General features: G+C 69.8%; 20 protein-coding genes, 1 tRNA gene and 1 pseudogene. 12 read left to right on the top strand and 10 right to left on the bottom strand.

Annotated features, from left to right (window positions below):
- Positions 1-107: 107 nt before the first annotated feature.
- Positions 108-1,547, bottom strand: a complete 1,440-nt coding sequence (locus ACQP03_RS24715) for a pyridoxal-dependent decarboxylase (protein ID WP_357392792.1) — start codon at positions 1,545-1,547, stop codon at positions 108-110.
- Between the two features lie 240 nt (positions 1,548-1,787).
- Here ACQP03_RS24715 and ACQP03_RS24710 point away from each other — a divergent pair, with 240 nt between their 5' ends.
- Positions 1,788-4,088: a cellulose binding domain-containing protein gene (locus tag ACQP03_RS24710; RefSeq protein WP_357392793.1), complete on the top strand. Its 2,301-nt coding sequence runs from the start codon at positions 1,788-1,790 to the stop codon at positions 4,086-4,088.
- 199 nt (positions 4,089-4,287) lie between these two features.
- On the opposite strand, the gene ACQP03_RS24705 is transcribed toward ACQP03_RS24710, so the two are convergent.
- Both ACQP03_RS24705 and ACQP03_RS24700 read right to left on the bottom strand, forming a co-directional pair.
- Entirely contained in the window at positions 4,288-5,310 is a 1,023-nt protein-coding gene (locus tag ACQP03_RS24705) for an LLM class flavin-dependent oxidoreductase (protein WP_357127170.1), read from the bottom strand.
- A gap of 33 nt (positions 5,311-5,343) precedes the next feature.
- Positions 5,344-5,823 (bottom strand): Lrp/AsnC family transcriptional regulator, encoded by a 480-nt coding sequence (locus ACQP03_RS24700; protein WP_357127173.1) that lies wholly within the window; start codon positions 5,821-5,823, stop codon positions 5,344-5,346.
- An 83-nt stretch (positions 5,824-5,906) separates the two neighbouring features.
- Between ACQP03_RS24700 and ACQP03_RS24695 the strand changes: the two genes are divergently transcribed.
- The gene (locus tag ACQP03_RS24695; RefSeq protein ID WP_357392795.1) at positions 5,907-7,085 is read left to right on the top strand and encodes a trans-sulfuration enzyme family protein; all 1,179 of its coding nucleotides are present in this window, start codon (positions 5,907-5,909) and stop codon (positions 7,083-7,085) included.
- Here ACQP03_RS24695 and ACQP03_RS24690 read toward each other — a convergent pair whose 3' ends face one another.
- Positions 7,086-7,754 carry an NAD-dependent epimerase/dehydratase family protein gene (locus ACQP03_RS24690; RefSeq protein WP_357127179.1) on the bottom strand — a complete coding sequence of 223 codons (669 nt, stop codon included), beginning with the start codon at positions 7,752-7,754 and terminating at the stop codon, positions 7,086-7,088.
- Between the two features lie 96 nt (positions 7,755-7,850).
- Between ACQP03_RS24690 and ACQP03_RS24685 the strand changes: the two genes are divergently transcribed.
- The gene (locus ACQP03_RS24685) at positions 7,851-8,702 is read left to right on the top strand and encodes an alpha/beta fold hydrolase (protein ID WP_357392796.1); all 852 of its coding nucleotides are present in this window, start codon (positions 7,851-7,853) and stop codon (positions 8,700-8,702) included.
- Positions 8,703-8,708: 6 nt separating this feature from the next.
- Here the strand turns inward: ACQP03_RS24685 and ACQP03_RS24680 are convergent, their stop codons facing one another.
- Both ACQP03_RS24680 and ACQP03_RS24675 read right to left on the bottom strand, forming a co-directional pair.
- A complete protein-coding gene (locus ACQP03_RS24680) occupies positions 8,709-9,458 on the bottom strand; it encodes a helix-turn-helix domain-containing protein (protein WP_357127185.1) in 750 nt (249 codons plus the stop codon).
- Between the two features lie 31 nt (positions 9,459-9,489).
- A tRNA-Leu gene (locus tag ACQP03_RS24675) sits at positions 9,490-9,566 on the bottom strand.
- Positions 9,567-9,663: 97 nt separating this feature from the next.
- Between ACQP03_RS24675 and ACQP03_RS24670 the strand changes: the two genes are divergently transcribed.
- The 8 genes from ACQP03_RS24670 (at position 9,664) to polA (ending at position 19,557) form a co-directional block, all read left to right on the top strand.
- Positions 9,664-10,287, top strand: a complete 624-nt coding sequence (locus ACQP03_RS24670) for an ANTAR domain-containing response regulator (protein ID WP_355049623.1) — start codon at positions 9,664-9,666, stop codon at positions 10,285-10,287.
- Between the two features lie 50 nt (positions 10,288-10,337).
- The gene (locus ACQP03_RS24665; RefSeq protein WP_357392797.1) at positions 10,338-11,519 is read left to right on the top strand and encodes a hypothetical protein; all 1,182 of its coding nucleotides are present in this window, start codon (positions 10,338-10,340) and stop codon (positions 11,517-11,519) included.
- 208 nt (positions 11,520-11,727) lie between these two features.
- Positions 11,728-12,894, top strand: a complete 1,167-nt coding sequence (locus tag ACQP03_RS24660) for a branched-chain amino acid ABC transporter substrate-binding protein (RefSeq protein ID WP_357127192.1) — start codon at positions 11,728-11,730, stop codon at positions 12,892-12,894.
- Positions 12,895-13,005: 111 nt separating this feature from the next.
- Positions 13,006-13,956: a branched-chain amino acid ABC transporter permease gene (locus ACQP03_RS24655; RefSeq protein WP_357127195.1), complete on the top strand. Its 951-nt coding sequence runs from the start codon at positions 13,006-13,008 to the stop codon at positions 13,954-13,956.
- Positions 13,953-15,143 (top strand): branched-chain amino acid ABC transporter permease, encoded by a 1,191-nt coding sequence (locus ACQP03_RS24650; RefSeq protein ID WP_357127198.1) that lies wholly within the window; start codon positions 13,953-13,955, stop codon positions 15,141-15,143. Before ACQP03_RS24655 ends, ACQP03_RS24650 begins: the two co-directional genes overlap by 4 nt.
- Before the next feature lie 43 nt (positions 15,144-15,186).
- Positions 15,187-16,056 (top strand): ABC transporter ATP-binding protein, encoded by an 870-nt coding sequence (locus tag ACQP03_RS24645; RefSeq protein ID WP_396832920.1) that lies wholly within the window; start codon positions 15,187-15,189, stop codon positions 16,054-16,056.
- Positions 16,046-16,756: an ABC transporter ATP-binding protein gene (locus tag ACQP03_RS24640; RefSeq protein WP_357127204.1), complete on the top strand. Its 711-nt coding sequence runs from the start codon at positions 16,046-16,048 to the stop codon at positions 16,754-16,756. Before ACQP03_RS24645 ends, ACQP03_RS24640 begins: the two co-directional genes overlap by 11 nt.
- Before the next feature lie 101 nt (positions 16,757-16,857).
- On the top strand, positions 16,858-19,557 hold the full coding sequence (gene polA, locus ACQP03_RS24635; protein ID WP_433458650.1) for a DNA polymerase I: 2,700 nt from the start codon (positions 16,858-16,860) through the stop codon (positions 19,555-19,557).
- Positions 19,558-19,855: 298 nt separating this feature from the next.
- On the opposite strand, the pseudogene ACQP03_RS24630 reads toward polA, so the two are convergent.
- The 4 genes and pseudogenes from ACQP03_RS24630 to ACQP03_RS24615 all read right to left on the bottom strand — a co-directional run.
- A pseudogene (locus ACQP03_RS24630) lies at positions 19,856-20,143 on the bottom strand (DUF3140 domain-containing protein); the annotation flags it as partial.
- Positions 20,144-20,189: 46 nt separating this feature from the next.
- Entirely contained in the window at positions 20,190-20,408 is a 219-nt protein-coding gene (locus tag ACQP03_RS24625) for a DUF2945 domain-containing protein (protein ID WP_357127213.1), read from the bottom strand.
- 35 nt (positions 20,409-20,443) lie between these two features.
- Entirely contained in the window at positions 20,444-20,983 is a 540-nt protein-coding gene (locus tag ACQP03_RS24620) for a Uma2 family endonuclease (protein ID WP_357127216.1), read from the bottom strand.
- Positions 20,984-21,085: 102 nt separating this feature from the next.
- Positions 21,086-21,892 carry a class I SAM-dependent methyltransferase gene (locus tag ACQP03_RS24615; RefSeq protein ID WP_357127219.1) on the bottom strand — a complete coding sequence of 269 codons (807 nt, stop codon included), beginning with the start codon at positions 21,890-21,892 and terminating at the stop codon, positions 21,086-21,088.
- A gap of 442 nt (positions 21,893-22,334) precedes the next feature.
- Between ACQP03_RS24615 and rpsA the strand changes: the two genes are divergently transcribed.
- Positions 22,335-23,834 carry a 30S ribosomal protein S1 gene (rpsA, locus tag ACQP03_RS24610; RefSeq protein ID WP_357127222.1) on the top strand — a complete coding sequence of 500 codons (1,500 nt, stop codon included), beginning with the start codon at positions 22,335-22,337 and terminating at the stop codon, positions 23,832-23,834.
- The last annotated feature ends 190 nt before the right edge of the window (positions 23,835-24,024 follow it).

Raw genomic sequence — 24,024 nt, 5'->3', positions numbered from 1 at the left:
GTGGCGGTGTCTGCAGGCGGCGACGCCGCGACGTCGGCGATCTGGCGGGGTCTCCGCGTCGCGATGCCGCCACATCGGCGACCTGGCGGGCGGTAGCGTCCGGGCCGTCAGCGCGTCAGCAGCTTGTCCGCTGCCTCGGCGAGCAGCGCCCACGTCTCGTCGATGTGCGCCGCGGTGGTCTGCGGTGAGCCGACGGCCAGCCGCAGCGTGTACCGGCTGGCCACCCGGGTGTGGGTCAGATGTGCCCGCCCGCTGGCGTTCACCCGGGCCAGCAGCTCGGCGTTCGTGCCGTCGTCGGCCCGCAGCCGGAAGCAGACCAGCGAGAACGGGTGCGCCGCGGCCAGCTCGAACCGGTCGTCGGCGCGCAGGTGATCGGCGAACCGGGCGGCCAGGGCCACGCCCGAGCGGATGTGCGCCCGCAGCCCCTCGACGCCGTACCAGCGCAACACGAACCAGAGCTTCAGGGCCCGGAAACGGCGACCCAGCGGCACCTGCCAGTCCCGGTAGTCGAGCACCGCGCCCGAATCTGAGGCGGCGTTGCGCAGGAACTCGGGGAGCACGGTCAGCGCCTCGACCAGTTCTCGGCGGTCGGCCACCCAGAACGCGTCGCAGTCGAAGCCGGTGAGCAGCCACTTGTGCGGGTCGAAGCAGTAGGAGTCGGCGTACTCCAGGCCGGTGTGCGACCAGCGCAGTTCGGGGCAGACGGCGGCGGAGCCCGCGTACGCCGCGTCGACGTGCAGCCAGATGCCGTACTCGGCGCAGATCGCTCCGATCTCCGCCACCGGGTCGATGGCGGTGGTGGAGGTCGTGCCGATGGTCGCGACCACGATGGCGGGTACGTCCCCGACGGCCAGATCCGCCTCGATCGCCGCGCGCAGCGCGTCCGGGCGCAGCGCCTGGGTGTCCGGGTCGACGTCGATCGACCGGATGCCGTCCGCGCCCAGTCCGGCGATCCGCGCGGCCTTCTCGATCGAGGAGTGCCCGTGCACCGACGTGTACGCGCGGTAGCGCCGGTCGATGCCGGTCGCGCGCCAACGACCCCCGCTGGCGCGGTGCAGCGCGGCGAGGGTGGCCACCAGTGTCGCCGAGGACGCCGAGTCCTGGATGACGCCGCCACCGGGCCCGGTGGAGGAGAAGCGCGGCGGCAGGTCGAGCAGCTCGGCCAGCCAGTCCATCATGACCGTCTCGAGTTCGGTGCAGGCCGGGCTCGTCGCCCACATCATGCCCTGCACGCCGAGCCCGGAGCTGACCAGGTCACCGAGCAGGCTCGGACCGGAGGTGTTCGCCGGAAAATAGCCGTAGAAGCCGGGGTGCTGCCAGTGCGTCAGCCCGGGCAGGACGATGGTGTCCAGGTCGGCGAGGAGCGCTTCGACCGGTTCGCCGCCGGTGGTGGGCGGCGAGCCCGGTAGGGCCTTCGCCACCGTGCCCGGCGGGTCGGCGGAGGTGACCGGTCGTTGGTGCAGCGTCGTCCAGTAGTCGGCGATCCAGTCGACGACGGCGTGGCCGGCGCGGCGGAACTCGTCCGGGTCCATGTGCGGGGCGCTCATCCGGTCGAGTCGATCAGGCGGTGTGGGGCGGGGTCAAGAGCCGTACGGGGTGACGGTCGTCGATATTGCGGACCGGAAAGCGCTTGCCCTACGATGCGGCTGAGCCGGATCCGAGTTCCAGGGCGTCAACCCCCGACCAGACCGCCGTTCCGTCGCCGCCGCGGCGGACCGTCCACCGTGCTTCCCGGGCAGGGCAGGTGGGCCAACAGCGGTCACCACCGGATCCCCCGGAGGCAGTTCATGCACCCGTCAAGACAACGGCTGACCCTGCTCGCCGCCTCGACGGCGGCAGTCGTCGTGGCCGGCACCGTCGGCACGGTCGTCGCCTCGGCCGCCGCCGTCGGCTGCCGCGTCGACTACCAGGTCACCAACCAGTGGCAGGGCGGCTTCGGCGCCAACGTCACCATCACCAACCTCGGCGAGGAGATCAACGGCTGGACCCTCGCCTGGTCCTACGCCGCCGGCCAGCAGGTCTCCCAGGCGTGGAACGCCACCGTCAGCCAGTCCGGCGCGCAGGTGAGCGCGCGCAACGTCGACTACAACGGCGCGCTCGCCACCAACGGCACCGCCTCGTTCGGGTTCAACGCCTCCTGGACGAGCAGCAACCCGGCCCCGGCCAGCTTCACGCTCAACGGCGTCACCTGCACCGGAGCGCCCCCCACAGGCGACCCGACCACCCCGGCCCCGACCACGCCACCGCCGACCACCCCGCCGCCCACGACGCCACCGCCCACGACGCCCCCACCGACCACGCCCCCACCGACCACGCCGCCACCCACCACGCCTCCGGCCGGGGCGAAACAGCTGGAGAACCTGGACCGGGGGCTGGTCAGCGTCCGCTCCGGCAACGGCAACCTGGTCTCCTGGCGTCTGCTCGGCACCGAGACCTCCGGCGTGTCGTTCAACCTCTACCGCGGCTCGACCAGGGTCAACGCCAACCCCATCACCGGCGCCACCAACTACCTCGACAGCGGCGCGGCGGCCGGCTCGACGTACACCGTGCGGGCCGTGGTGGGCGGTGTCGAGCAGGCGGCGTCCGCGCCGGCCCTGCAGTTCGCCAACGGCTACCTGGACGTGCCCCTGCAGGTGCCGGCGGGCGGCACCACACCCAGCGGAGAGAGCTACACCTACAGCGCCAACGACGCCTCCGTCGGCGACCTCAACGGCGACGGCAGCTACGAGATCGTCCTCAAGTGGGACCCGTCGAACGCCAAGGACAACTCCCAGTCCGGCTACACCGGCAACGTCTACGTCGACGCGTACACCCTGACCGGTACCCGGTTGTGGCGCATCGACCTCGGCCGCAACATCCGGGCCGGCGCGCACTACACCCAGTTCCAGGTGTACGACTACGACGGCGACGGTCGCGCCGAGGTGGCCATGAAGACCGCCGACGGCACCCGCTCCGGCACCGGCCAGCTCATCGGCTCGTCGTCGGCGGACTACCGCAACTCCAGCGGTTACGTGCTGTCCGGCCCGGAGTACCTGACCATGTTCAACGGCCAGACCGGCGCGATCGCATCCACCGTCAACTACGACCCGCCGCGCGGCACCGTGTCGTCCTGGGGCGACTCGTACGGCAACCGGGTGGACCGGTTCCTCGCCGGCACCGCGTATCTGGACGGCCAGCGCCCGTCCCTGATCATGGCGCGGGGCTACTACACCCGGGCGGTGATCGCGGCCTGGGACTTCCGCAACGGCTCGCTGACCAAGCGCTGGACGTTCGACTCGAACTCCTCCGGCAACGGCGCGGCGGCCGGCCAGGGCAACCACCAGCTCTCCGTGGCCGACGTCGACGGCGACGGCCGCCAGGAGATCGTCTACGGCGCCGCCACGATCGACGACAACGGTCGGCTGCTCTACTCGACGGGCAACGGGCACGGCGACGCCCTGCACGTCGGGGATCTCGACCCGGGCCGCGCCGGCCTGGAGGTGTTCAAGGTCGACGAGGACGGCAGCAAGCCCAGCTCGTGGTTCGCGGACGCCCGTACCGGTCAGATCCTGTGGTCCACGCCGGCCTCCGGCGACAACGGCCGGGGCGTCTCGGCGGACATCTGGGCCGGCAGCCCCGGCGCGGAGTCCTGGTCGGCGGCGGTCTCCGGCCTCGCCAACACCCGTGGGCAGAACATCGGCCGCAAGCCATCGTCGACGAACTTCCTCGCCTGGTGGGACGGTGACCCCGTCCGGGAACTGCTGGACGCCACGAGGATCGACAAGTACGGCACCGGGGGCGAGACCCGACTGCTCGACGGCAGCGGGGTCGCGTCCAACAACGGCACCAAGTCCACGCCGTCGCTCTCCGGCGACATCCTGGGCGACTGGCGCGAGGAGGTGATCTGGCGGACCACCGACAGTCGGGCGTTGCGGATCTACAGCACACCCACTCCGACCAGCACCCGGATCTACACCCTGATGCACGACCCGCAGTACCGGGTGGCGATCGCGTGGCAGAACACCGCTTACAACCAGCCACCGCACCCGGGGTTCTTCATCGGTGATCAGATGGCGGTCCCACCCACCCCGAACATCTACCTACGCTGATCTGACCCTGGCGGTACTGATCGAGTTCGCCTAAGGTGGCAGGCACCGGGCCGCAGCCGCGGAATCCGCACAGCTACAGCCCGGTGCTCCACACCGCGGCATTCCCGACCCGTCCCGACCGGGAATGCCGTACCACCACCGGCACCAACATTAGGCGCCGTCCGGGTCGCGGGAGTGACGCTGACGTGAAGATCGTGTTTCACGCGTCCCGGCGCAGGCCCCCGGCCACCTTCTCGGCGATCAACTCGTACGACCGCACCCGGTCGGCCACGTCGTACACGAGCGTGGTGAGCATCAGCTCGTCCGCGCCGGTGCGCTCCTGCAACTCGGTGAGCTGCCGCCGCACCGTCTCCGGCGAGCCCATCGCCTGACCCTCGCGCCGTTGCAGCACGAACTCCCGCTCGAACTCCGTGTACGGGTACGCCGCCGCCTCGTCCGGCGTCGACAACGGCTCCGGCCGACCGGAGCGCAGCTTCAGGAACGACAGCGCGCTCGGCGCGGCCAGCCACTCGGCCCGCTCGTCGGTGTCGGCGCAGACCGCGTTGACGGCCACCATCGCGTACGGCTTGTCCAGCCACTGCGACGGCCGGAAGTTCTGCCGGTACAGCGCCAGCGCCGGCAGCGTGTTCGCCGCGCTGAAGTGGTGCGCGAACGAGAACGGCAGACCCAGCAGGCCGGCCAGCTGGGCGCTGAAGCCGCTGGAACCGAGCAGCCAGACGGCCGGCTGCTCGCCGCGACCGGGGGTGGCGATGATCTGCCCCGGCTTCTCACCGCTGAAGTAGTTCATCAGATCGGCCAGCTCACGCGGGAAACCCTCCGCCGACAGGCCCTCCATGGTGCGGCGCAACGCCAGCGCGGTCACCTGGTCGGTGCCCGGGGCCCGGCCGATGCCCAGGTCGATCCGGCCCGGGTGCAGCGCCTCCAGGGTGCCGAACTGCTCGGCCACCACCAGCGGCGCGTGATTCGGCAGCATCACCCCACCGGAACCCAGCCGGATGGTCGACGTGTTCGCCGCCAGGTGCGCCAGCAGGACCGCCGGCGCGGAGCTGGCGATCGCCGGCATGTTGTGGTGCTCGGCCACCCAGAAGCGGTGATAGCCCAGCTCCTCGGTGCGTCGGGCCAGCTCGGTGGTGGCCTGCAAGGCCGCGCCGGCGGTGGCGCCCTTGGCGACCGGGGCAAGATCAAGAACAGACAACGGTACGGTGATCACACGCAGTGCCAACTCCCCGGCCTGCCCGTTCATTCCGACGGCCGCTCAGCCCACCCCACGCGCCTGCTCGAAGATCAGGCTGGTCTGCGTGTGCTGCACCACCGGATCGACCGCCAGTTGGTCCAGCACGAAGTCCCGCAACGCGTCACCCGACGCGGCCCGCACGTGCAGCACGTAGTCCTCCGCGCCCGCCACGTGGAACACCGACACCACCCCGGGCAGCCGCACCGACCGCGCCCGGAACGCGTCCACCGCCGCCCGCTCGTGCGCCGTCAACCGCACCGACACCAGCGCCTGCAACGGCAGGCCCAACGCCGCCGGATCCACCTCCGCGTGGAAGCCCCGGATCGCCCCACGCTCGCGCAACGCCCGGGTACGCGTCAGACACGTCGACGGCGCCACCCCCACCCGCTCGGCGAGCGCGTTGTTCGGCAACCGGCCGTCCGCCACCAACTCGGCGAGGATCGCGCGGTCCACCTCGTCCAGGGCCGGATACGGCCGTACATCGTTCGACTCAGAGGGCATCCGAGCATCGTCCTCCGAACCACCGGCCAAAACCAGGGCTCTCAACAGAATCATCTACCAAACTGTTGCACCCAGGTTGGCAGATGTTCGACCCTACCCGCATGACGACGGTGGACACCCGAGCCGTACACGCCGGCCGCGACGACCTGCGCACGCTCGGCGTGCACGTACCACCGATCGACCTCTCCACCACCAACCCACTGCCGTCGGTCGACGACGGCGGCAACGCCTACGAGCACCTCGCGACCGGCGGCACCCTGCCCGCCGACGCCAGCGCCGTCTACCAGCGGCTCTGGAACCCCACCGTCGCCCGCTTCGAAACCGCCCTCGCCACCCTCGAAGGCACCGAACAGGCCGTCGCCTTCGCCAGCGGCATGGCCGCCCTCACCGCCACCCTGCTCGCCGCCACCCGCGACGGCCACCGCCACATCGTCGCCGTCCGCCCGCTCTACGGCGGCACCGACCACGTCCTCGCCACCGGTCTGCTCGGCACCACCGTCACCTGGGCCCACCCCGACGAGGTCGCCACCGCCCTCCGCCCCGACACCGCGATGGTCGTCATCGAGACACCGGCCAACCCCACCCTCGACCTCGTCGACATCGCCGCCCTCGCCGCGGCGGCCGGCGACGTGCCCCTGCTCGTCGACAACACCGTCGCCACCCCCGTCCTGCAACAACCCGCCCGCCACGGCGCCGCCCTCGTCCTGCACAGCGCCACCAAGAGCATCGGCGGGCACGGCGACGTCCTCGCCGGCGTCGTCGCCTGCGACGAGGCCTGGGCGGCGCGCCTGCGCCAGGTCCGCGCCGTCACCGGCGCGATCCTGCACCCCCTCGGCGGCTACCTCCTGCACCGCGGCCTGCAGACACTCCCGCTGCGGGTCCGCGCCCAACAGGCCACCGCCGAGAAACTCGCCGGCTGGCTCGCCGACCACCCCGGCGTACACCGGGTGCACCACCCCTCGGTGTACGACCCGGCGGCGCTCGTCGGCCGGCAGATGTCCGGACCCGGCAGCCTCCTCGCCTTCGAGGTACGCGGCGGCGCGTCCGCCGCCGCCACCGTCGCCGCCTCCTGCCGGCTCATCACCCACGCCGTGTCCCTCGGCGGCGTCGACACCCTCATCCAGCACCCCGCGTCGCTCACCCACCGACCCGTCGAGGGCGACGCGAAGCCCACCGGCGCGCTGCTGCGCCTCTCCGTCGGCCTGGAAGACCCCGAGGACCTGCGCGCCGACCTCGCCCAGGCGCTCGGCACGATCGTCTGATCAGCGCAGCTCGCGGTTGCCCAACACCCGCGTCGGCGCGCCCTCCCGCGCCACCCGCAACATCGCCCGGCCGATCCCGTCGGTGGTCGTCACGTGGTTCGGCAGCAGCCCCCGCAACACCGGGAACAGCGGACGCGTGACCGCGTACCCGATCCGGTAGGCCCGGGTCCGCGACACCGCCCCGTACGTCGGCTGGATGAACCCCGGCCGCGCCGCGTACCCGTTGGGCAGCAGGTCCATGACCGCGTTCTCGGTGCGGCCCTTCACCCGCGCCCACATCACCCGACCCTGACCGGTCGAGTCGGTGCCGACGCCGGAGACGTAGACGAACGTGACCTGCGGGCTCACCTCGGCCAACAGTCGCGCCGCAGCCATCGGGAAGTCGTAGCTGATCCGGGTGTACGCCGCCTCGTCCAGACCCAGCGACGACACACCGAGGCAGTAGAAGCAGGCGTCGACGCCGGTCAGCTCCGCCCGTACCGACTCCAGGTCACCGACGTCGGCGACGGTCAACTCCCGCAGCTTCGGGTCCCGCTGACCGGTCGGCCGGCGACCGATGGTGAGCACCTCCCGCACGTCCTCGGCGAGCAGGCACTCGCGCAACACGCCCTGACCGACCATGCCGGTCGCACCGAAGATGACCACCCGCATCAGATCCACCCCTGTCATCGGTCCCGCCACAGGCTCCCACGATCGGCATGACCGTCAAGGCCCGGGGAAACCCACTGCGGCCGACAACGCCGAACCGACTCAAGGGGGACGAACATGCCGTTCATCACCGTGGGCACCGAAAACAACGCCGCCATCGATATCTACTACGAGGACCACGGCTCCGGCCAACCCGTCGTGCTCATCCACGGCTTCCCCTTCAACGGCGCCACCATGGAGAAGCTCGCCGACCCCCTGCTCCAGGCCGGCTACCGGGTCATCACCTACGACCGTCGCGGATTCGGGGCCTCCAGCCAACCCGACACCGGGTACGACTACGACACCCTCGCGGCCGACCTCGACACCCTCATGACCGAGCTGGACCTGCGCGACACCATCCTCGCCGGCCACTCCATGGGCACCGGCGAGGTGACCCGCTACCTCAGCAGGTACGGCTCCGACCGGGTCAGCCGGGCAATCCTGCTCGCCCCGCTCGCGCCGTTCCTGCTCAAGACCGCGGACAACCCCGACGGCGTCGACGGCAGCGTCTTCGACGGCTTCAAGCAGGCCGTCGTGGCCGACCGGTTCGCCTTCCTCACCGCCTTCTGCACCAGCTTCTTCAACTACGAGCAGACCAGGGGCAAGCAGGTCAGCGAGGAAGCGTTCAAGGCGCACTGGGCCATCGGCGCGCTGGCCTCCGCCCGCGCCATGTACCAGTGCATCGACGTCATTCCCACCGACTTCCGCGCCGACGTGCCCCGACTCGACGTGCCGATCCTCATCGTCCAGGGCGACCAGGACGCCGTGCTGCCCTACCCGGTGACCGGCCAACGGCTCGCCCCGATGCTGCCCGACGGCACACTCGTCACCCTCAAGGGCGCCCCGCACGGCATCCCGTGGACCCACGCCGACGAGGTCAACAAGGCGATTATGGACTTCATCGGCGCACCGGCCATGGCCCGCGCGTGACCGTGGTCAGGACTTCGGGCCGACGTGTCGGTCGAGGGTGGCGACGGCGTCGCGCCGCGCCACCGACAGGCAGTTGCGGCGGTTCATCCGCCAGGCGATACCGAGCAGGTCCAGACTCCACTGGCAGAGCCCCATGATGTCGGTCGACTCGTTGACGAACATGTAGCGCGGGTAGACGTAGTCCCTGCCCCGCACGGTCACCCGGTTGGCGAACCGGCAGCCGTCGGAGTGGAACAGACCGCGCAGGAAGTCGCCGGGGTGGCTCTCGACGAGCGACAGTTGCCAGTCGGCCAGAACGATCGGTCGCTCGTGCTTCTTGCCGGGACCGTGCTGCGGAAACAGACACGGCCAGTGCATGCCGCTGCTCTCGACCGAGACGCAGCCCTGCTTGGGGACTCGCTGTACGCGTGACGCGAGCACGGAGAGCATGGCTGACTCGCACGCGTCGACGAGGTGTGGATAGCTAGCCGTGCAGGCGATTCGTAGTACCGGCACCTTCGGTGAGACGGCCAGATGGCCGTCGCCCAGGTAGAGGCCGAGCAGGTAGACGTAGGCGGCGGGGTCTGTCGGACTGTCGACACCGTCGCGACAGCGGAAGCACCGAAGCTGCGTGCCTCGGAGGCGAGCCTCCGGGCGATCGGTACACCAGTGCCAGACTGTCCGGTACGGCACTCCGGTCGCGCGGGCGGTGTCGGCAACCGTGCTGCCGGCGAGGAACATCTGCCGTGCTCGTGCGCGAATCTCAGGTGGGTGCACGAGAGGATTCTCGAACACCCGTACGACAATTTGGTGCCCCCGGTGGGATTCGAACCCACACTGTCGGAGGTTTGAGCTCCGTTTCTCTGCCAGTTGGAATACGGGGACGCTTCCCTGATTCGGCCCTGACAGGATACCCACTACGCTGAGAGCGGTGACACCCGGCTGGGCGGGTGTCGGGTTCTAACTGGTGGGGGTAGGGCTGGTGGCTGAGACGCCGACGGATGCCGAGCGCAGGCGCGTACTGATCGCCGAGGACGAGGCGCTGATCCGGCTGGACCTCGCCGAGATGCTGGTCGAAGAGGGCTACGAGGTGGTGGGGGAGGCCGGCGACGGCGAGACCGCCGTGCGCCTCGCCGAGGAGCTGAAGCCCGACCTCGTCATTCTCGACATCAAGATGCCGATCATGGACGGGCTGGCCGCCGCCGAGCGGATCGCGGGCGCGCGGATCGCTCCGGTGATCATCCTCACCGCGTTCAGCCAGCGGGATCTGGTGGAGCGGGCGCGGGCGGCGGGCGCGATGGCGTACCTCGTGAAGCCTTTCCAGAAGAGTGACCTGGTCCCGGCGGTGGAGATCGCGTTGTCGCGGTATTCGGAGGTCGCGGCCCTGGAGGCCGAGGTCGCGAGCCTGACCGACCGCCTGGAGATCCGCAAGACGGTGGAGCGCGCCAAGGGCGCGCTGATGACGACGTACGGGATGACCGAGCCGCAGGCGTTCAAGTGGATCCAGCGCACGGCCATGGACCACCGGATGACCATGAAGGAGGTCGCCGAGCGGATCCTCGCGGAGACCGCCGGCGGCGAGGTGGCGCAGCAACCGTCCGTCTGAACCCTGGTCGACCCTCGGCGGCGGGTGATCGGATCGATAGCATCAGTTGCGTGTCGGTCCGGCGTACGGTCGCGGTGGTCGGGGTTGTCGTCACACTGCTCGCCGGCTGCCGGGCCGCCGACGACGGGCGGCTCCCCGAACCGGTGCGTCCACGGTGGGAGATGGCCGATCTGCCGGTGCCCCCGGGTGCGCCGGGTCGGCTCATCGCACGTGATGTGACCGCCTGCGCGGGTCGGTGGTACGCCGTCGGCGCGGTGGGCGCGCCCGATGGTGGAACCCGGCCGGCCGCCTGGCGGAGTGTGGACGGTCGCGGGTGGACGTCGTTGCCGTTGCGGCCGATCAGCTACTACGGCGAGCGCGCGATCATGTACGCGGTCGGCTGTCACGAGGGTCGGATCGCCGTCATCGGGGCACGGTCGGGTGGCGCGCACGGCAATCCGCGGGTGCGGACGTGGCGGCAGGACGCCGACGGTGGTCTGTCCGAGGTGCCGGCGGAGTTCGAGCTGTACGGCGGACCGGAGGCGGTCAGCGCGAGTCGTATCGCGGGTGGCGCTGGCGGGTGGCTGATCGCGGGCGCCCGCACGGGTGGGGCGGCGGTGTGGCGTTCCGCGGACGCGACCGACTTCGCGCTGGTCGACGATGCTCCGGCGCTGGCCAGTGACGCGGGGTTGACGACGATCGCCACGGATGTGGTGGCGGCGCCCGATGGCTGGCTGGTCGCGGGCGGGGGTCGGCCGGCGGGTCGGGCGGACCGTGATCCGTACGTCTGGTCGTCGGCCGACGGCCGGGCGTGGACGCGGACGGCGTTGCCGGCGACGGGTGCGGACGAGGTCGCGCAGCGTCTCGTCCGGGTGGGTGCCGTGGTGTACGCCCTGGGGGTGCGGGGGAGCGCATTCCAGGCCTGGAAATGGTCGCCTGGGGCGACGGTTGGCGCCGAAGAATGGCGGGCCGTCGCGGATTTCGGGGCGACGGGCGCGGGCGCGGTGGCGGGGGTGGAGGCGGTTGCCGGCGACGGCGGCGTGGTGCTGGCGATGACGGTGGCGAGCGACGGGCACCGGCTGTGGCGGTCCGCCGAGGACGCCTCGTCGTGGGTGCCGGTGACCCTGCCAGGTCACGTTTCCGCTGGTGGGGACACGTCGGCGGCGGTCGCGGCAGCGGACGGTCGGATGGTGGTCACCGTCGACGACGGGGTGGCGGCGCGGGTGTGGTTCGGGCCTTCTGGGCCCGTTTGACGAGTTGTCGACAGGCGCCGATGTGACATCTAAACGCGAGCTTTTCCGCTTCTGGTAACGGTTGAGTCAACGCCGCCTACGACACCTTACGGGGAGTAGTGGTTGTGGGATAACGTCCCGCCCCAGACCGGGTGAACGGTCCGGTCCGGTGTGGCCTTGGCGTTCTACGAGGCGCCACCGGGCTTCTGGACGGAGGAGGGTTCCAGCCTTGAGGCAAAACTTCGTGCGCGTCCTCGGCAGCGTCGCCATCGTGGCGCTTGTTGCCGGCGGCGCCAGCGCGTGTAAGAAGGACGAGGGCACGTCGGGTGGTTCCGCCAGCAAGGCGTGCGACCTCAAGATCGGTTTCTTCGGGGCGCTCTCGGGCGCCGACGCCGGCCTGGTCACCCCGATGAAGCAGGGTGCCGACCTGGCCGTGGAGAAGTACAACGCGGAGAACGCGGACTGCAAGGTCACCGTTCAGGCGTTCGACTCGCAGGGCAAGGCCGACCTCGCGGGTGGTCTCGCGACCAGCGCGGCGGCCGACACGAAGATCGTGGCGATGGTCGGGCCGGCGTTCTCCGGTGAGAGCGAGGTCGCGCTGCCGATCTTCGACACCGCGGGTCTGTCCGTCATCAGCCCGTCGGCCACGCGACCGAGCCTGTCGACGAAGGGCTGGAAGGTCTTCCACCGCGGTGTGGGTAACGACTTCTCCCAGGGCCCGGCCGTCGCCAGCTACATCAAGAACGTGCTGAAGTCTGACAAGGCGTTCGTCATCGACGACCAGTCGGCGTACGGCGCGGGTCTGGCCGACGAGGTCAAGAAGGGCCTCGGCTCGGTGGTCATCGGCACCGACAAGGTGGTCGACAACGCGCAGGAGTTCGGTGCGCAGATCTCCAAGGTCAAGACCAGCGGTGCCGCTGTTCTCTTCTACGGCGGTTACACCGAGGAGGCGGCGCCGTTCCTGAAGCAGCTGCGGGCTGCGGGCTGGACCGGCACGTTCATCGGTGGTGACGGCATCAACGACGCGAACATGCTGTCGGTCGCCGGTCAGAAGGACGTCGAGGGCACCATCGCCACCTGCCCGTGTGGCCCGGCGACCGCTGCCAAGGGCACCTTCGTGACCGACTTCAAGGCCAAGTACAGCGTGGACCCGGGCGTGTACGCCGACGTCTCGTTCGACCTGGCCAACATCTACCTTGAGGCGATCAAGGCCGGCAAGACCACCCGCGCCGACATCCAGGCCTTCCTCTCGACCTACAACAAGGCCGGTTCCGCCTCTGGCGTGACCTACAAGTGGGAGCCGACCGGCGAGCTGGACCCGGCCCAGGTCAAGGTGTGGGCCTTCAAGGCGAAGGCCGGCGCGTGGGCTCCGGACGTGGAGATCCCGAAGGCCTGATCCCCGCCAGGGTCACAGGTTTGAGGGCGTGACGATAAGAGTTGTCTCAATGCGGCCGGGGTTGCGAAATCCCGGCCGCATTGGCTCAACGCAACACCCTTCGGAGCATCGGTGGACTTTGCAGAACTCGTCCGGGGCTTCCCGGAACTGACCACAACCGGGTTGGTGCAAGGCGCGATCTACGCGCTCATCGCCCTCGGCTACACCCTCGTCTACGGCGTACTCCGCCTGATCAACTTCGCGCACTCCGAGGTCTTCATGATCGGCACGTTCGGTGCCATCTGGACCTGGGCGGCCTTCGGGCTCGACAGTAACAGCGGCGCTCCGTCGGTAGGCCGCTCGCTGCTGCTGATCGCGCTGGCGATCGTCGTCGCGGCGCTGCTGTCCGGCAGTGTCGCTCTGCTCATCGAGGTTACCGCATATCGGCCGCTGCGACGGCGTAACGCGCCGCCGCTGGCCTTCCTGATCACGGCCATCGGCGCCTCGTACGCGCTGATGGAGCTGATGGGAACGCTGACCCAGCGGCGTCAGATCGGCGCCCCGGCCCTGCTGCCCGCCGACACGCTGTTCAAGATCGGTGGCTGGAGCGTCACGCCGGTCCAGATGCTGACGCTGAGCGTGGCCATCATCATGATGGTGGGGCTGGACTGGTTCGTTAACAAGACCCGGTTCGGCAAGGGCATCCGCGCCGTGGCGCAGGACGCCAACACCGCCGCGCTGATGGGTGTCAACAAGAGCCGAGTGATCGCGTTGGTCTTCGTGCTGGGCGGTCTGATGGCCGGCGTCGCCGCCGTCTTCAGTGACATGAAGAGCGGAAACACCCGCTACAACATCGGCTTCCTGCTCGGGCTCAAGGCGTTCTCCGCCGCGGTGCTGGGCGGTATCGGCAACCTGCGGGGTGCGGCGATCGGCGGCATCCTGCTGGGTCTGGTCGAGAACTACGGGTCGGCGCTCTTCGGCTCGCAGTGGCGGGATCTCATCGCGTTCGTGGTGCTGATCGTCCTGCTGATGTTCCGGCCGACCGGCCTGCTGGGCGAGTCGTTGGGGAGGGCGCGGGCATGACCGCTCTGCGAGAGCGCTGGCACTCCGCTTCGAGTGCCATCGGTCGGCGGGTCGACGGGCTGCCGAAGTCCGCCCGGATCACCGGGTTGCTGGCCTTCCTCGCCTTCCTCTACATCCTGCCGAACAAGTGGTTCTACGAGTACCTGAACATCCCGGGTCTGTGGATTCCGCTGTACACCACGCGCAACGACATGGCGGCGGTGCTGTTCTACTGCGCGTGGATCGTGCTGCTGTCGCTCGGTCTCAACGTCGTGGTGGGCTACGCGGGTCTGCTGGACCTGGGGTTCTTCGGCTTCTTCGCCGTCGGCGCGTACACGGTGGCGTTGTTGACGTCGCCGGAGAGCAAGCTCATCACCGAGTACAACTGGCTGGAGAGCCCGTGGCCGTGGTTGGTCACGGTGCCGATCGCGATCGCGCTGGCGCTGTTGTCCGGTGTGCTCCTCGGCGCTCCGACGCTGCGGCTGCGGGGTGACTATCTGGCGATCGTGACCCTCGGTTTCGCGGAGATGATCCGGATCGTCGCCAAGAACCAGGACTGGGTCCTGAACGGCGACCGGGGCATCCCGCAGGTGGGACACCCGCCGGGCAAGTACCCGGACGGGACGGCCATCTTCCAGTTCGAGTTCAAGCCGTACTACTGGCTGCTGCTCACCGTGATCATCGGTGCGGTCTTCCTGATCCGGAACCTGGCCAACAGCCGGGTGGGTCGCGCCTGGGTGGCGATCCGTGAGGACGAGGACGCGGCGGAGCTGATGGGCGTGCCGACGTTCCGGTTCAAGCTGTGGGCGTTCGCGATCGGCGCGGCGGTCGGCGGACTGTCCGGCACGTTGTGGGCCGGTCAGGCCAACTTCGTCAACTCGTCCACGTTCTCCCTGGAGAATTCGATTCTGGTGTTGGCGGCGGTGCTGCTCGGTGGCGCCGGCAGCATCGGTGGCGCGATCCTCGGCGGCTTCCTGGTCATCTACATTCCGGAGTGGCTGCGGTCGGTGGGTGACGTCTTCGGTCTGCCGGAGACGGCCACCGTCTTCGGCAACGACTTCGACGTCAGCCCGACGTCGTTGCGGTACTTCATCTTCGGGGTCCTGCTGATCATCGTGATGATCTTCCGCCCGCAGGGTCTGTGGCCGAACCGGCGGCGTGCCGCCGAGCTCAAGGACCGGCAGAAGGAGGTGGCTGTCGTTGAGTGAGCCACGGATGGGTAGCGAGCGCGACGTCACCAGCGAGCGTGACATGGCGATCGACGCGCGGACGACGGTGGGCAGCCCGGCGGAGACCTCGTCGACGCCGGACGAGGCCGTCAGCGAGCCGGCCACCCCGGTCGACGGCCGCAAGCCGCTGCTGGAGGTCGACCATGTCACGCTGCGGTTCGGTGGCGTGGTTGCCCTCAACGACGTCAACTTCACCCTCTACGAGGGGGAGATCCTCGGGCTGATCGGGCCGAACGGCGCGGGCAAGACGACCTGCTTCAACGCGATGACGGGCGTCTACACCCCGACGACCGGCCAGATCCGGTTCCGGGGCGAGAAGGTCAGTGGCCGTAAGCGGTTCCAGATCACCAAGCTCGGGATCGCGCGTACCTTCCAGAACATCCGTCTCTTCCCGGAGATGACGGCGCTGGAGAACGTGCAGGTCGGCGCGGACGCCAACCACAGGACCAGCGTGCCGAGCGCCCTGCTGCGGTTGCCGCGGCACTGGCGGGAGGAGCGGCAGGGCAAGGCCAAGGCCCTTGAGCTGCTGGACTTCGTCGGCATCCAGGGTCGCTCCGGCGACCTGGCCCGTAACCTGTCGTACGGTGACCAGCGTCGGCTGGAGATCGCCCGAGCGCTGGCGACCGATCCCACGCTGCTCTGCCTGGACGAGCCGGCCGCCGGGTTCAACCCGGCGGAGAAGGTGGCCCTGCTCCAGCTGATCCGCAAGATCCGCGACTCGGGCGTCACCGTCCTGCTGATCGAGCACGACATGCGACTGGTCATGGGCGTGGTGGACCGGCTGGTGGTGCTGGAGTTCGGGCAGAAGATCGCCGAGGGGTCGCCGGCCGAGGTGCGCGACGACCCGAAGGTGATCGCCGCGTACCTGGGAGGTGTCGAGGATGCTGCTTGAGATCGACAACCTGAAGCTGCTCTACGGCCGTATCGAGGCGCTGCACGGCATCAGCCTGCACGTCGACCAGGGCGAGATCGTGGCGCTGATCGGTGCGAACGGCGCCGGCAAGACCACGACGATGAAGGCGATCTCCGGGCTGCACGCCATCTCCGGCGGCAGCATCAAGTTCGACGGCGCCGATGTCAGCCGGCTGCGCGCCGACCTGCGGGTGATCCGGGGGATCGGGCAGTCGCCCGAGGGGCGCGGCGTCTTCCCCGGTATGACCGTGCTGGAGAACCTGGAGATGGGGGCCTACACCCGCAAGGACCGGGCCGACATCGCCAAGGACCTGGCGATGGTGTTCGAGCTGTTCCCGCGGCTGCACGAGCGTCGCAAGCAGGCCGGTGGCACGCTCTCCGGCGGTGAACAGCAGATGCTGGCGGTGGGTCGGGCGTTGATGACCCGTCCGAAGCTGCTGCTGCTGGACGAGCCGTCGATGGGGCTGGCGCCCAAGCTGATCCAGCAGATCTTCGAGATCATCACGCGGATCAACGAGCAGGGCACGACGATCCTGCTGGTCGAGCAGAACGCGCAGCAGGCGCTGTCCCGGGCCCACCGGGGGTACGTGTTGGAGACCGGCCGGATCGTCAAAGAGGGCACCGGCCAGGAACTCCTGCACGACCCGGCGGTCAAGGAGGCGTACCTCGGGGTGGCCTGAGTCACCGACGACGAAACGGCCGGCGGGCGATCGCCGGCCGTTTCGTCGCGTCTGCGAGGCGACGACGAGGGTTGTCGGTGCGACGGACTAGAGTCGCTGCCGTGACAGCTACGACGCCGCGCCTGCTCCTCGTCGACGGACATTCCATGGCATATCGGGCGTTCTTCGCCCTGCCCGTGGAGAACTTCTCCACCACGACGGGTCAGCCGACCAACGCGGTGTACGGCTTCACCTCGATGCTGATCAACGTGCTGCGCGACGAGCAGCCCACCCACATCGTCGTGGCGTTCGACGTCTCCCGGCGGTCCTTCCGCACCGAGCAGTACGCGGAGTACAAGGCCGGCCGCAGCGAGACCCCCAACGACTTCAAGGGCCAGGTCAGCCTCGTCAAGGAGGTCCTGGCCGCCCTCCAGATCCCGGTTGTGGAGAAGGAGGGCTTCGAGGCCGACGACGTCATCGCCACGCTCGCCTGCCAGGCCCGCGACCAGGACATGTCGGTGCTGATCAGCAGCGGTGACCGGGACGCGTTCCAGCTGGTCGACGACCAGATCACCGTCCTCTACCCGCGCAAGGGCGTCTCCGACCTGGCCCGGATGGACCCGGCCGCGATCGAGACCAAGTACGGCGTCGGCCCGCAGCAGTATCGGGACCTCGCCGCGCTGGTCGGCGAGACCAGTGACAACCTGCCCGGCGTGCCCGGTGTCGGCCCGAAGACCGCCGCCAAGTGGATCACCACGTACGGCGGGGTGGAGGGCGTGATCGCCCGCGCCGACGAGATCAAGGGCAAGGCCGGTGACAGCCTGCGGGAGCGACTCGCCGACGTGATCCGCAACTACGAGATCAACCGGCTCGTCTCCGATTTGGAGCTGCCGCTGCGCCCGGAGGACACCCGCTGGACAGGGTGGGACCGGGAGGCGGTGCACCAGGTCTTCGACACCCTCGAGTTCCGCATCCTGCGCGACCGCCTCTACCAGTACCTGGAGGCCGTCGAGCCGGAGGCCGAGTCGGGCTTCGACCTGACCGGCGAGGTGCTCACCGAGTCGGGCGCGCTCGCCGCCTGGCTGGACGCCCACGCACCGACCGGCACCCCGGTCGGGCTCGCGGTCAAGCTCGACACCGGCCCCAACCGCCGGCACACCGCCTCAATCACCGGGCTCGCGCTGGCCAGCGCCGGTGGCGCGGCCGCCTGGGTCGACCCCAGCCGGCTCGACGCCGCCGACGAGAGCGCCCTCGCGTCCTGGCTCGCCGACGCGCAGCGGCCCAAGGTGCTGCACGACAGCAAGCCCGCGGTGCTGGCCTGCGCCGCGCACGGCTGGGAGCTGGCCGGCATCGCCCGTGACACCCAGATCGCCGCGTACCTGGCCCGCCCCGACCAACGGTCCTACGACCTGACCGACCTGGCCCTGCGCTACCTGCACCGCGAGCTGCGAGTGGACGTGCCCGAGACCGGCCAGCTCACCCTCGACGGGCTGGGCGAAGAGGGGGTGGCCGAGCAGAACCTCATGCTCCAGGCCCGCGCCACCCTCGACCTCGCCGACTCCATCGACGCCGAGCTGTCCCGGGACGGCGAGCAGTCCGCGCGGCTGATGGCCGGGGTGGAGCTGCCGCTGATGCGGGTGCTCGCCGGCATGGAGCGCACCGGCATCGCCGCCGACACCGACTACCTCTCCGAGTTGGAGGCGCACTTCGCCGCCGAGGTGAAGGCCGCCGCCCAGGGCGCGTACGAGGCGGTGGGCCGGGAGTTCAACCTCGGCTCGCCCAAGCAGTTGCAGGAGATCCTCTTCACCGAGCTGGGCCTGCCGAAGACCAAGAAGATCAAGACGGGTTACACCACCGACGCCGACGCCCTGCAGTGGCTCTACGCGCAGCAGCCGCACCCGGTGCTGGCCCACCTGCTGCGTCACCGCGACGTCGCCAAGCTCAAGTCGACAGTGGACGGTCTACTCAAGTCCGTCTCCGACGACGCTCGGATCCACACCACCTTCAACCAGACGGTCGCGGCCACCGGCCGGCTCTCCTCCACCGAGCCCAACCTGCAGAACATCCCGATCCGTACCGAGGAGGGCCGACGCATCCGCCGGGCCTTCGTGGTCGGCGCGGGGTACGAGTGCCTGCTCACCGCCGACTACAGCCAGATCGAAATGCGGATCATGGCGCACCTCTCCTCGGACGACGCGCTCATCGAGGCGTTCAACTCCGGGGCCGACTTCCACGCCGCCACCGCCTCGTCGGTCTTCGGCGTGCCGGTCGACGAGGTCACGCCGGACCAGCGGCGCAAGATCAAGGCGATGAACTACGGCCTGGCGTACGGGCTCAGCGCGTTCGGCCTGTCCCAGCAGCTCAGCATCGGCACCGAAGAGGCGCGCGGGCTGATGGAGAACTACTTCGCGGGCTTCGGCGGGGTGCGCGACTACCTGCAGCAGGTGGTCGGCAAGGCCCGCCAGGACGGTTACACCTCGACCATCCTGGGCCGCCGCCGCTACCTGCCCGACCTGGTGAGCGACAACCGGCAGCGCCGCGACATCGCCGAGCGGATGGCGCTCAACGCCCCCATCCAGGGATCAGCCGCCGACATCATCAAGGTGGCGATGCTGCACGTCGACACCGCGCTCGCCGACGCCGGTCTGCGCTCCCGGATGCTGTTGCAGGTGCACGACGAGCTGGTCTTCGAGGTCGCGCCCGGTGAGCGGGAGGCCCTTGAGGCGCTGGTACGGCGCGAGATGGGCGGGGCGTACCCGCTGTCGGTGCCGCTGGAGGTGTCGGTCGGCGTGGGCCGGGACTGGAACAGCGCGGATCACTGATCTTCCGGTTGTCCGCTGGTCGCCGTGGGGCTGCCCCGGAACCCCCGACCTGGTCGGCGTAGTCCCGTCGTTGTCCGTCTTCTCTCGCAGCCATACCCGTCGGGTTGCATGCTGCCCGTCCGCTCTCGCGGCACCCGCACCCGACGAGGTGGGCATGCGCGATGATCCGCGCAACTTCGGGGAAAGTGCTGCATCCGGGACGTCTGAGGCAGCAACGTCGCCGAAGTTGCGCGGATCCTGGCGGCGCCTGGTGCGGATCCTGTGGCAGGAAGTCCGCGGGAGGCGGTCGGGGTCGCTATTTCATCGGGTCGTGGCCCCAGTTCATCAGGGACCAGCGCCACTTCGTGTCGCGCACGTTGCCGGACGGGCGCTGCGCCATGTGCCGGCGGACGTAGCCGACCACCTTGCGCATGTGCTTGTAGTCCGCCTCCGAGAGGTCGGCGCGCTTGCGGCGGAGCAGGTTGATGATCTTCCGGCCGGACTCGTGCCCGACCGACTCGCCGCCACCGGTACGGCCACCCTTGTGCCAGCCGACCTGCTTCGACTCGTCGGTCTCCAGCCACGTCGACAGCTCGCCGGGCTTCATGTTCACCGCGTCGGTGAACTCCCGGTAGGTGTCCCGGCCCTGCTCGTCAGCTCTGCTCATGGCGCAGCGCCTCCGGGCGGTGGGCCACGTCGCGGCCCGTGCCGTCACTGCGGACCCGGTACTGCGGGTCGTTGGGGGCCGCGCTCACCGCCCGCCCGCGAATCCGCGTCCGCTCGGTGATCGTGCCCTGCACCACGCCGTACGCGCGGCTGCCATGGGCCGACCAGGAGACACGGTCGCCCTGGTGGAATCTCTGTTCGGCCATGCCCCCGGCTACCCGACCCCGCCGGGGCGAAACGGCTACGGCCTGATCTCGGCGATCGACAGCTTCATGTCGAACGGCTCGGTCAGCTCGATCACGTCGGCACCGTCGGCGACCAGCTCGTACTGCCGCTCACCGCCCGGACCGACCCGGTACGCGTACACGTGTACCGGGTCCTGCTCGATCCGCCAGTAGAAGGGAATGCCGGCAGCGGCGTACTCACCAGGCTTGGCGAACCGGTCGATGCGGCGGGTGCCAGGCGAAACGATCTCCACGGCGAGTACGACGTCGTCTGATCGCAGGATGGAACGGGCGGACGCCACTCCGGCACGGTGCAACAGCACGTCGGGCTGTCGGCTCGTGTTGTGGCTGAGCCTGACACCGATGGCCTGGGCGGCGCCGAGGTGCTTCGGCGCGTGGCTGTGTAGCCAGAGCCACAGCAGGCTGGAGATGTTCTGATGGCCCAGGGTGGGGGAGGGTGTCACCTGGATAACTCCGGCGACGAGTTCGACGCGGGGGGCGTCGTCCGGCAGGGTGAGCAGGTCCTCCAGCGTGTAGTCGGCACGCTGTTGCCGCATCGGGTCCGGACACCAGGGGCCAGGTGATGTCGGCTCGGCGCTCATGGGGTCGAGCTTACCGGCGATCGATGGACTGCAGGTCGGACCGCGGGTGCGACGCGCTCACCCCGCGGGCTTCTCGGTGACGAAGATGGCGGTGCCGGGGAAGAGCCGCCCGCGCAGCGGGCTCCACTGCCCCCAGATGCCCTCGTGTCCCTCCGGCCACTCCGGCTCCACGAGGTCCAGCAGCCGGAACCCCGCGCCGACCAGTTCCCGGATCCGGTCACCGAGGGTCCGGTGCTGCTCGACGTAGGTCGCCACGCCGTTCTCGTCCTGCTCGACGTAGGGGGAGCGGTCGAAGTACGAGTGCACGGCCTTCAGTCCGCCCTCGCCGGGGTCGTCGAGGAAGATCCAGCGCATCGGGTGGGTCACCGAGAACACCCACCGGCCGCCCGGACGCAACACCCGGTGCACCTCGGCGAGCAGGGCCGCCGAATCGTCCACGAACGGGATCGCCCCGAACGCCGTGCAGGCCACGTCGAACGACCGGTCGGCGAAGGGCAGCGCGAGCGCGTCGGCCTGCACCAGCGGGACGCGTACCCCGGTGGCCTCGGCCGCCTTGGCGGCGTGCCGCAACATGCCGGCGGACAGGTCGAAGGCGACCGGCCGCGCGCCCTGGGTGGCGAGCCAGCGGGCGGCCGCGGCGGCGCCGCAACCCACCTCGAGCACCCGTCGTCCCGACACGTCGCCGAGGAGGTGGGCGTCCGCCTCGCGCAACCCCTCCGGGCACCAGACGAAGTCCACGTCGCCGAGGAACGCGCCGTGCTCGGCCTGGTAGTCGTCGGCGTCGGTGTCCCACCAGCCACGGTTGGCCCGCCGGACCTCGGCGTCACCCACGCCGCGCCGGGTCACCCGGCTGTCGTCATCCACCCGCTCACGCTAGGCCCCACCCACCCCATTGGGTACGGCGGCGCGTCCGGCTTCGGGGAAATCGGGGTCTCCGGGGCGGCGGGATGGCCCGGTTTCCAGGAAGCCGAGTCGGTCAAACCGGGTCCGACCAGCCGACGGCTGGGTCCGCTGTGACCTACGAGACAGCAGGGGTCATTTCCGGGCGATTGTTCGGCTTTCGCAGGTCATCGCGCGGCGAGGAGGCGGGAGGGCTTGCACGCTGTGGTAATGCGCACGGTAGGCTAGACGATGCGCTCGCGGATCGCGTTGCCTCGGCAGGGAGCAGGTGCGCGGTCGTCGGAGCCACATCATGATCTCACTAGGCGATCGTTCGGTGTGCCCGGCGGCGGATCCGCTGGCGCGAACAGGTCACTGCGACACACCAGCCTGCTGTGACAACCCACCGACCGGAGCAACCGCCCACATGACGAGCAGCATCGAGGCCCCCTCGAGCGCCACCCGGGTCACCCACGACGATCTCGGTTCCGAGGAGGCTTTCCTCGCCGCGATCGACGAGACCATCAAGTACTTCAACGACGGCGACATTGTCGAAGGCACCGTCGTCAAGGTCGATCGGGACGAGGTCCTGCTCGACATCGGCTACAAGACCGAGGGTGTCATCCCCTCTCGTGAGTTGTCGATCAAGCACGACGTGGACCCCGCCGAGGTTGTGACGGTTGGCGACCACATCGAGGCCCTGGTCCTCCAGAAGGAGGACAAGGAGGGGCGTCTGATCCTCTCCAAGAAGCGGGCGCAGTACGAGCGGGCCTGGGGCACGATCGAGAAGATCAAGGACGAGGACGGCGTCGTCCGCGGCTCTGTCATCGAGGTCGTCAAGGGTGGTCTCATCCTCGACATCGGCCTGCGCGGCTTCCTGCCCGCGTCCCTGGTCGAGATGCGGCGCGTGCGTGACCTGCAGCCGTACGTCGGGCGTGAGCTCGAAGCCAAGATCATCGAGCTGGACAAGAACCGCAACAACGTGGTGCTGTCCCGCCGTGCCTGGCTCGAGCAGACGCAGTCCGAGGTGCGTACCGAGTTCCTCAACAAGCTGCAGAAGGGCCAGGTCCGCAAGGGCGTCGTGTCCTCGATCGTCAACTTCGGCGCTTTCGTGGACCTCGGCGGCGTCGACGGTCTGGTGCACGTCTCCGAGCTGTCCTGGAAGCACATCGACCACCCGTCCGAGGTCGTCGAGGTGGGCCAGGAGGTCGAGGTCGAGGTCCTGGACGTCGACCTGGACCGCGAGCGTGTCTCCCTGTCGCTGAAGGCGACGCAGGAGGACCCGTGGCGGCAGTTCGCCCGCACCCACGCGATCCAGCAGATCGTGCCGGGTAAGGTCACCAAGCTGGTTCCGTTCGGTGCCTTCGTCCGGGTGGACGACGGCATCGAGGGCCTGGTCCACATCTCCGAGCTGGCCGAGCGCCACGTGGAGATCCCGGAGCAGGTCGTCCAGGTCGGCTCCGAGGTCATGGTCAAGGTCATCGACATCGACCTCGAGCGTCGCCGGATCTCCCTGTCGCTCAAGCAGGCCAACGAGGGCTTCGTCGAGGGCGAGGAGCACTTCGACCCGACCCTCTACGGCATGGCCGCGACGTACGACACCGAGGGCAACTACATCTACCCGGAGGGCTTCGACCCGGAGACGGGCGAGTGGCTCGAGGGGTACGACAAGCAGCGCGAGACCTGGGAGAACCAGTACGCCGAGGCCCGTCAGCGTTGGGAGGCCCACACCAAGCAGGTGCAGACCTCTCGCGCCGCCGACGCCGAGGCCGCTGCCAACCCGGCCCCCGCCGTCCCGGCTGCCACTGGCGGCACCACCTCCTCGTCCAGCCCGGCCCCGAGCCGGCAGAACGAGGAGCCGGCCGGCACCCTGGCCACCGACGAGGCGCTCGCCGCTCTGCGGGAGAAGCTCGCCGGCGGTAAGTGACCCGCTGAACGACGGCAGGCCCCGTCTCCCGCGATCCTCGGATCGCCGGAGGCGGGGCCTTCGTCGTACCCACCGGCCGTGTCGCACGTGGCGCCGCGCTCTCGCGAGCGGCGCGGGGTCTGGCCCGGGGTGTGCGGCGGCACCGGGCGGGACGGGCCTGTTTGGCCGGTGGCCCGCGATCCGGTTGACT

The sequence above is a fragment of the Micromonospora sp. CA-248212 genome, assembly GCF_050948405.1.
GTDB lineage: Bacteria > Actinomycetota > Actinomycetes > Mycobacteriales > Micromonosporaceae > Micromonospora.
The sequence above is the reverse complement of the archived record's forward strand: the minus strand, read 5'-3'. Positions and strand labels throughout refer to the sequence as shown.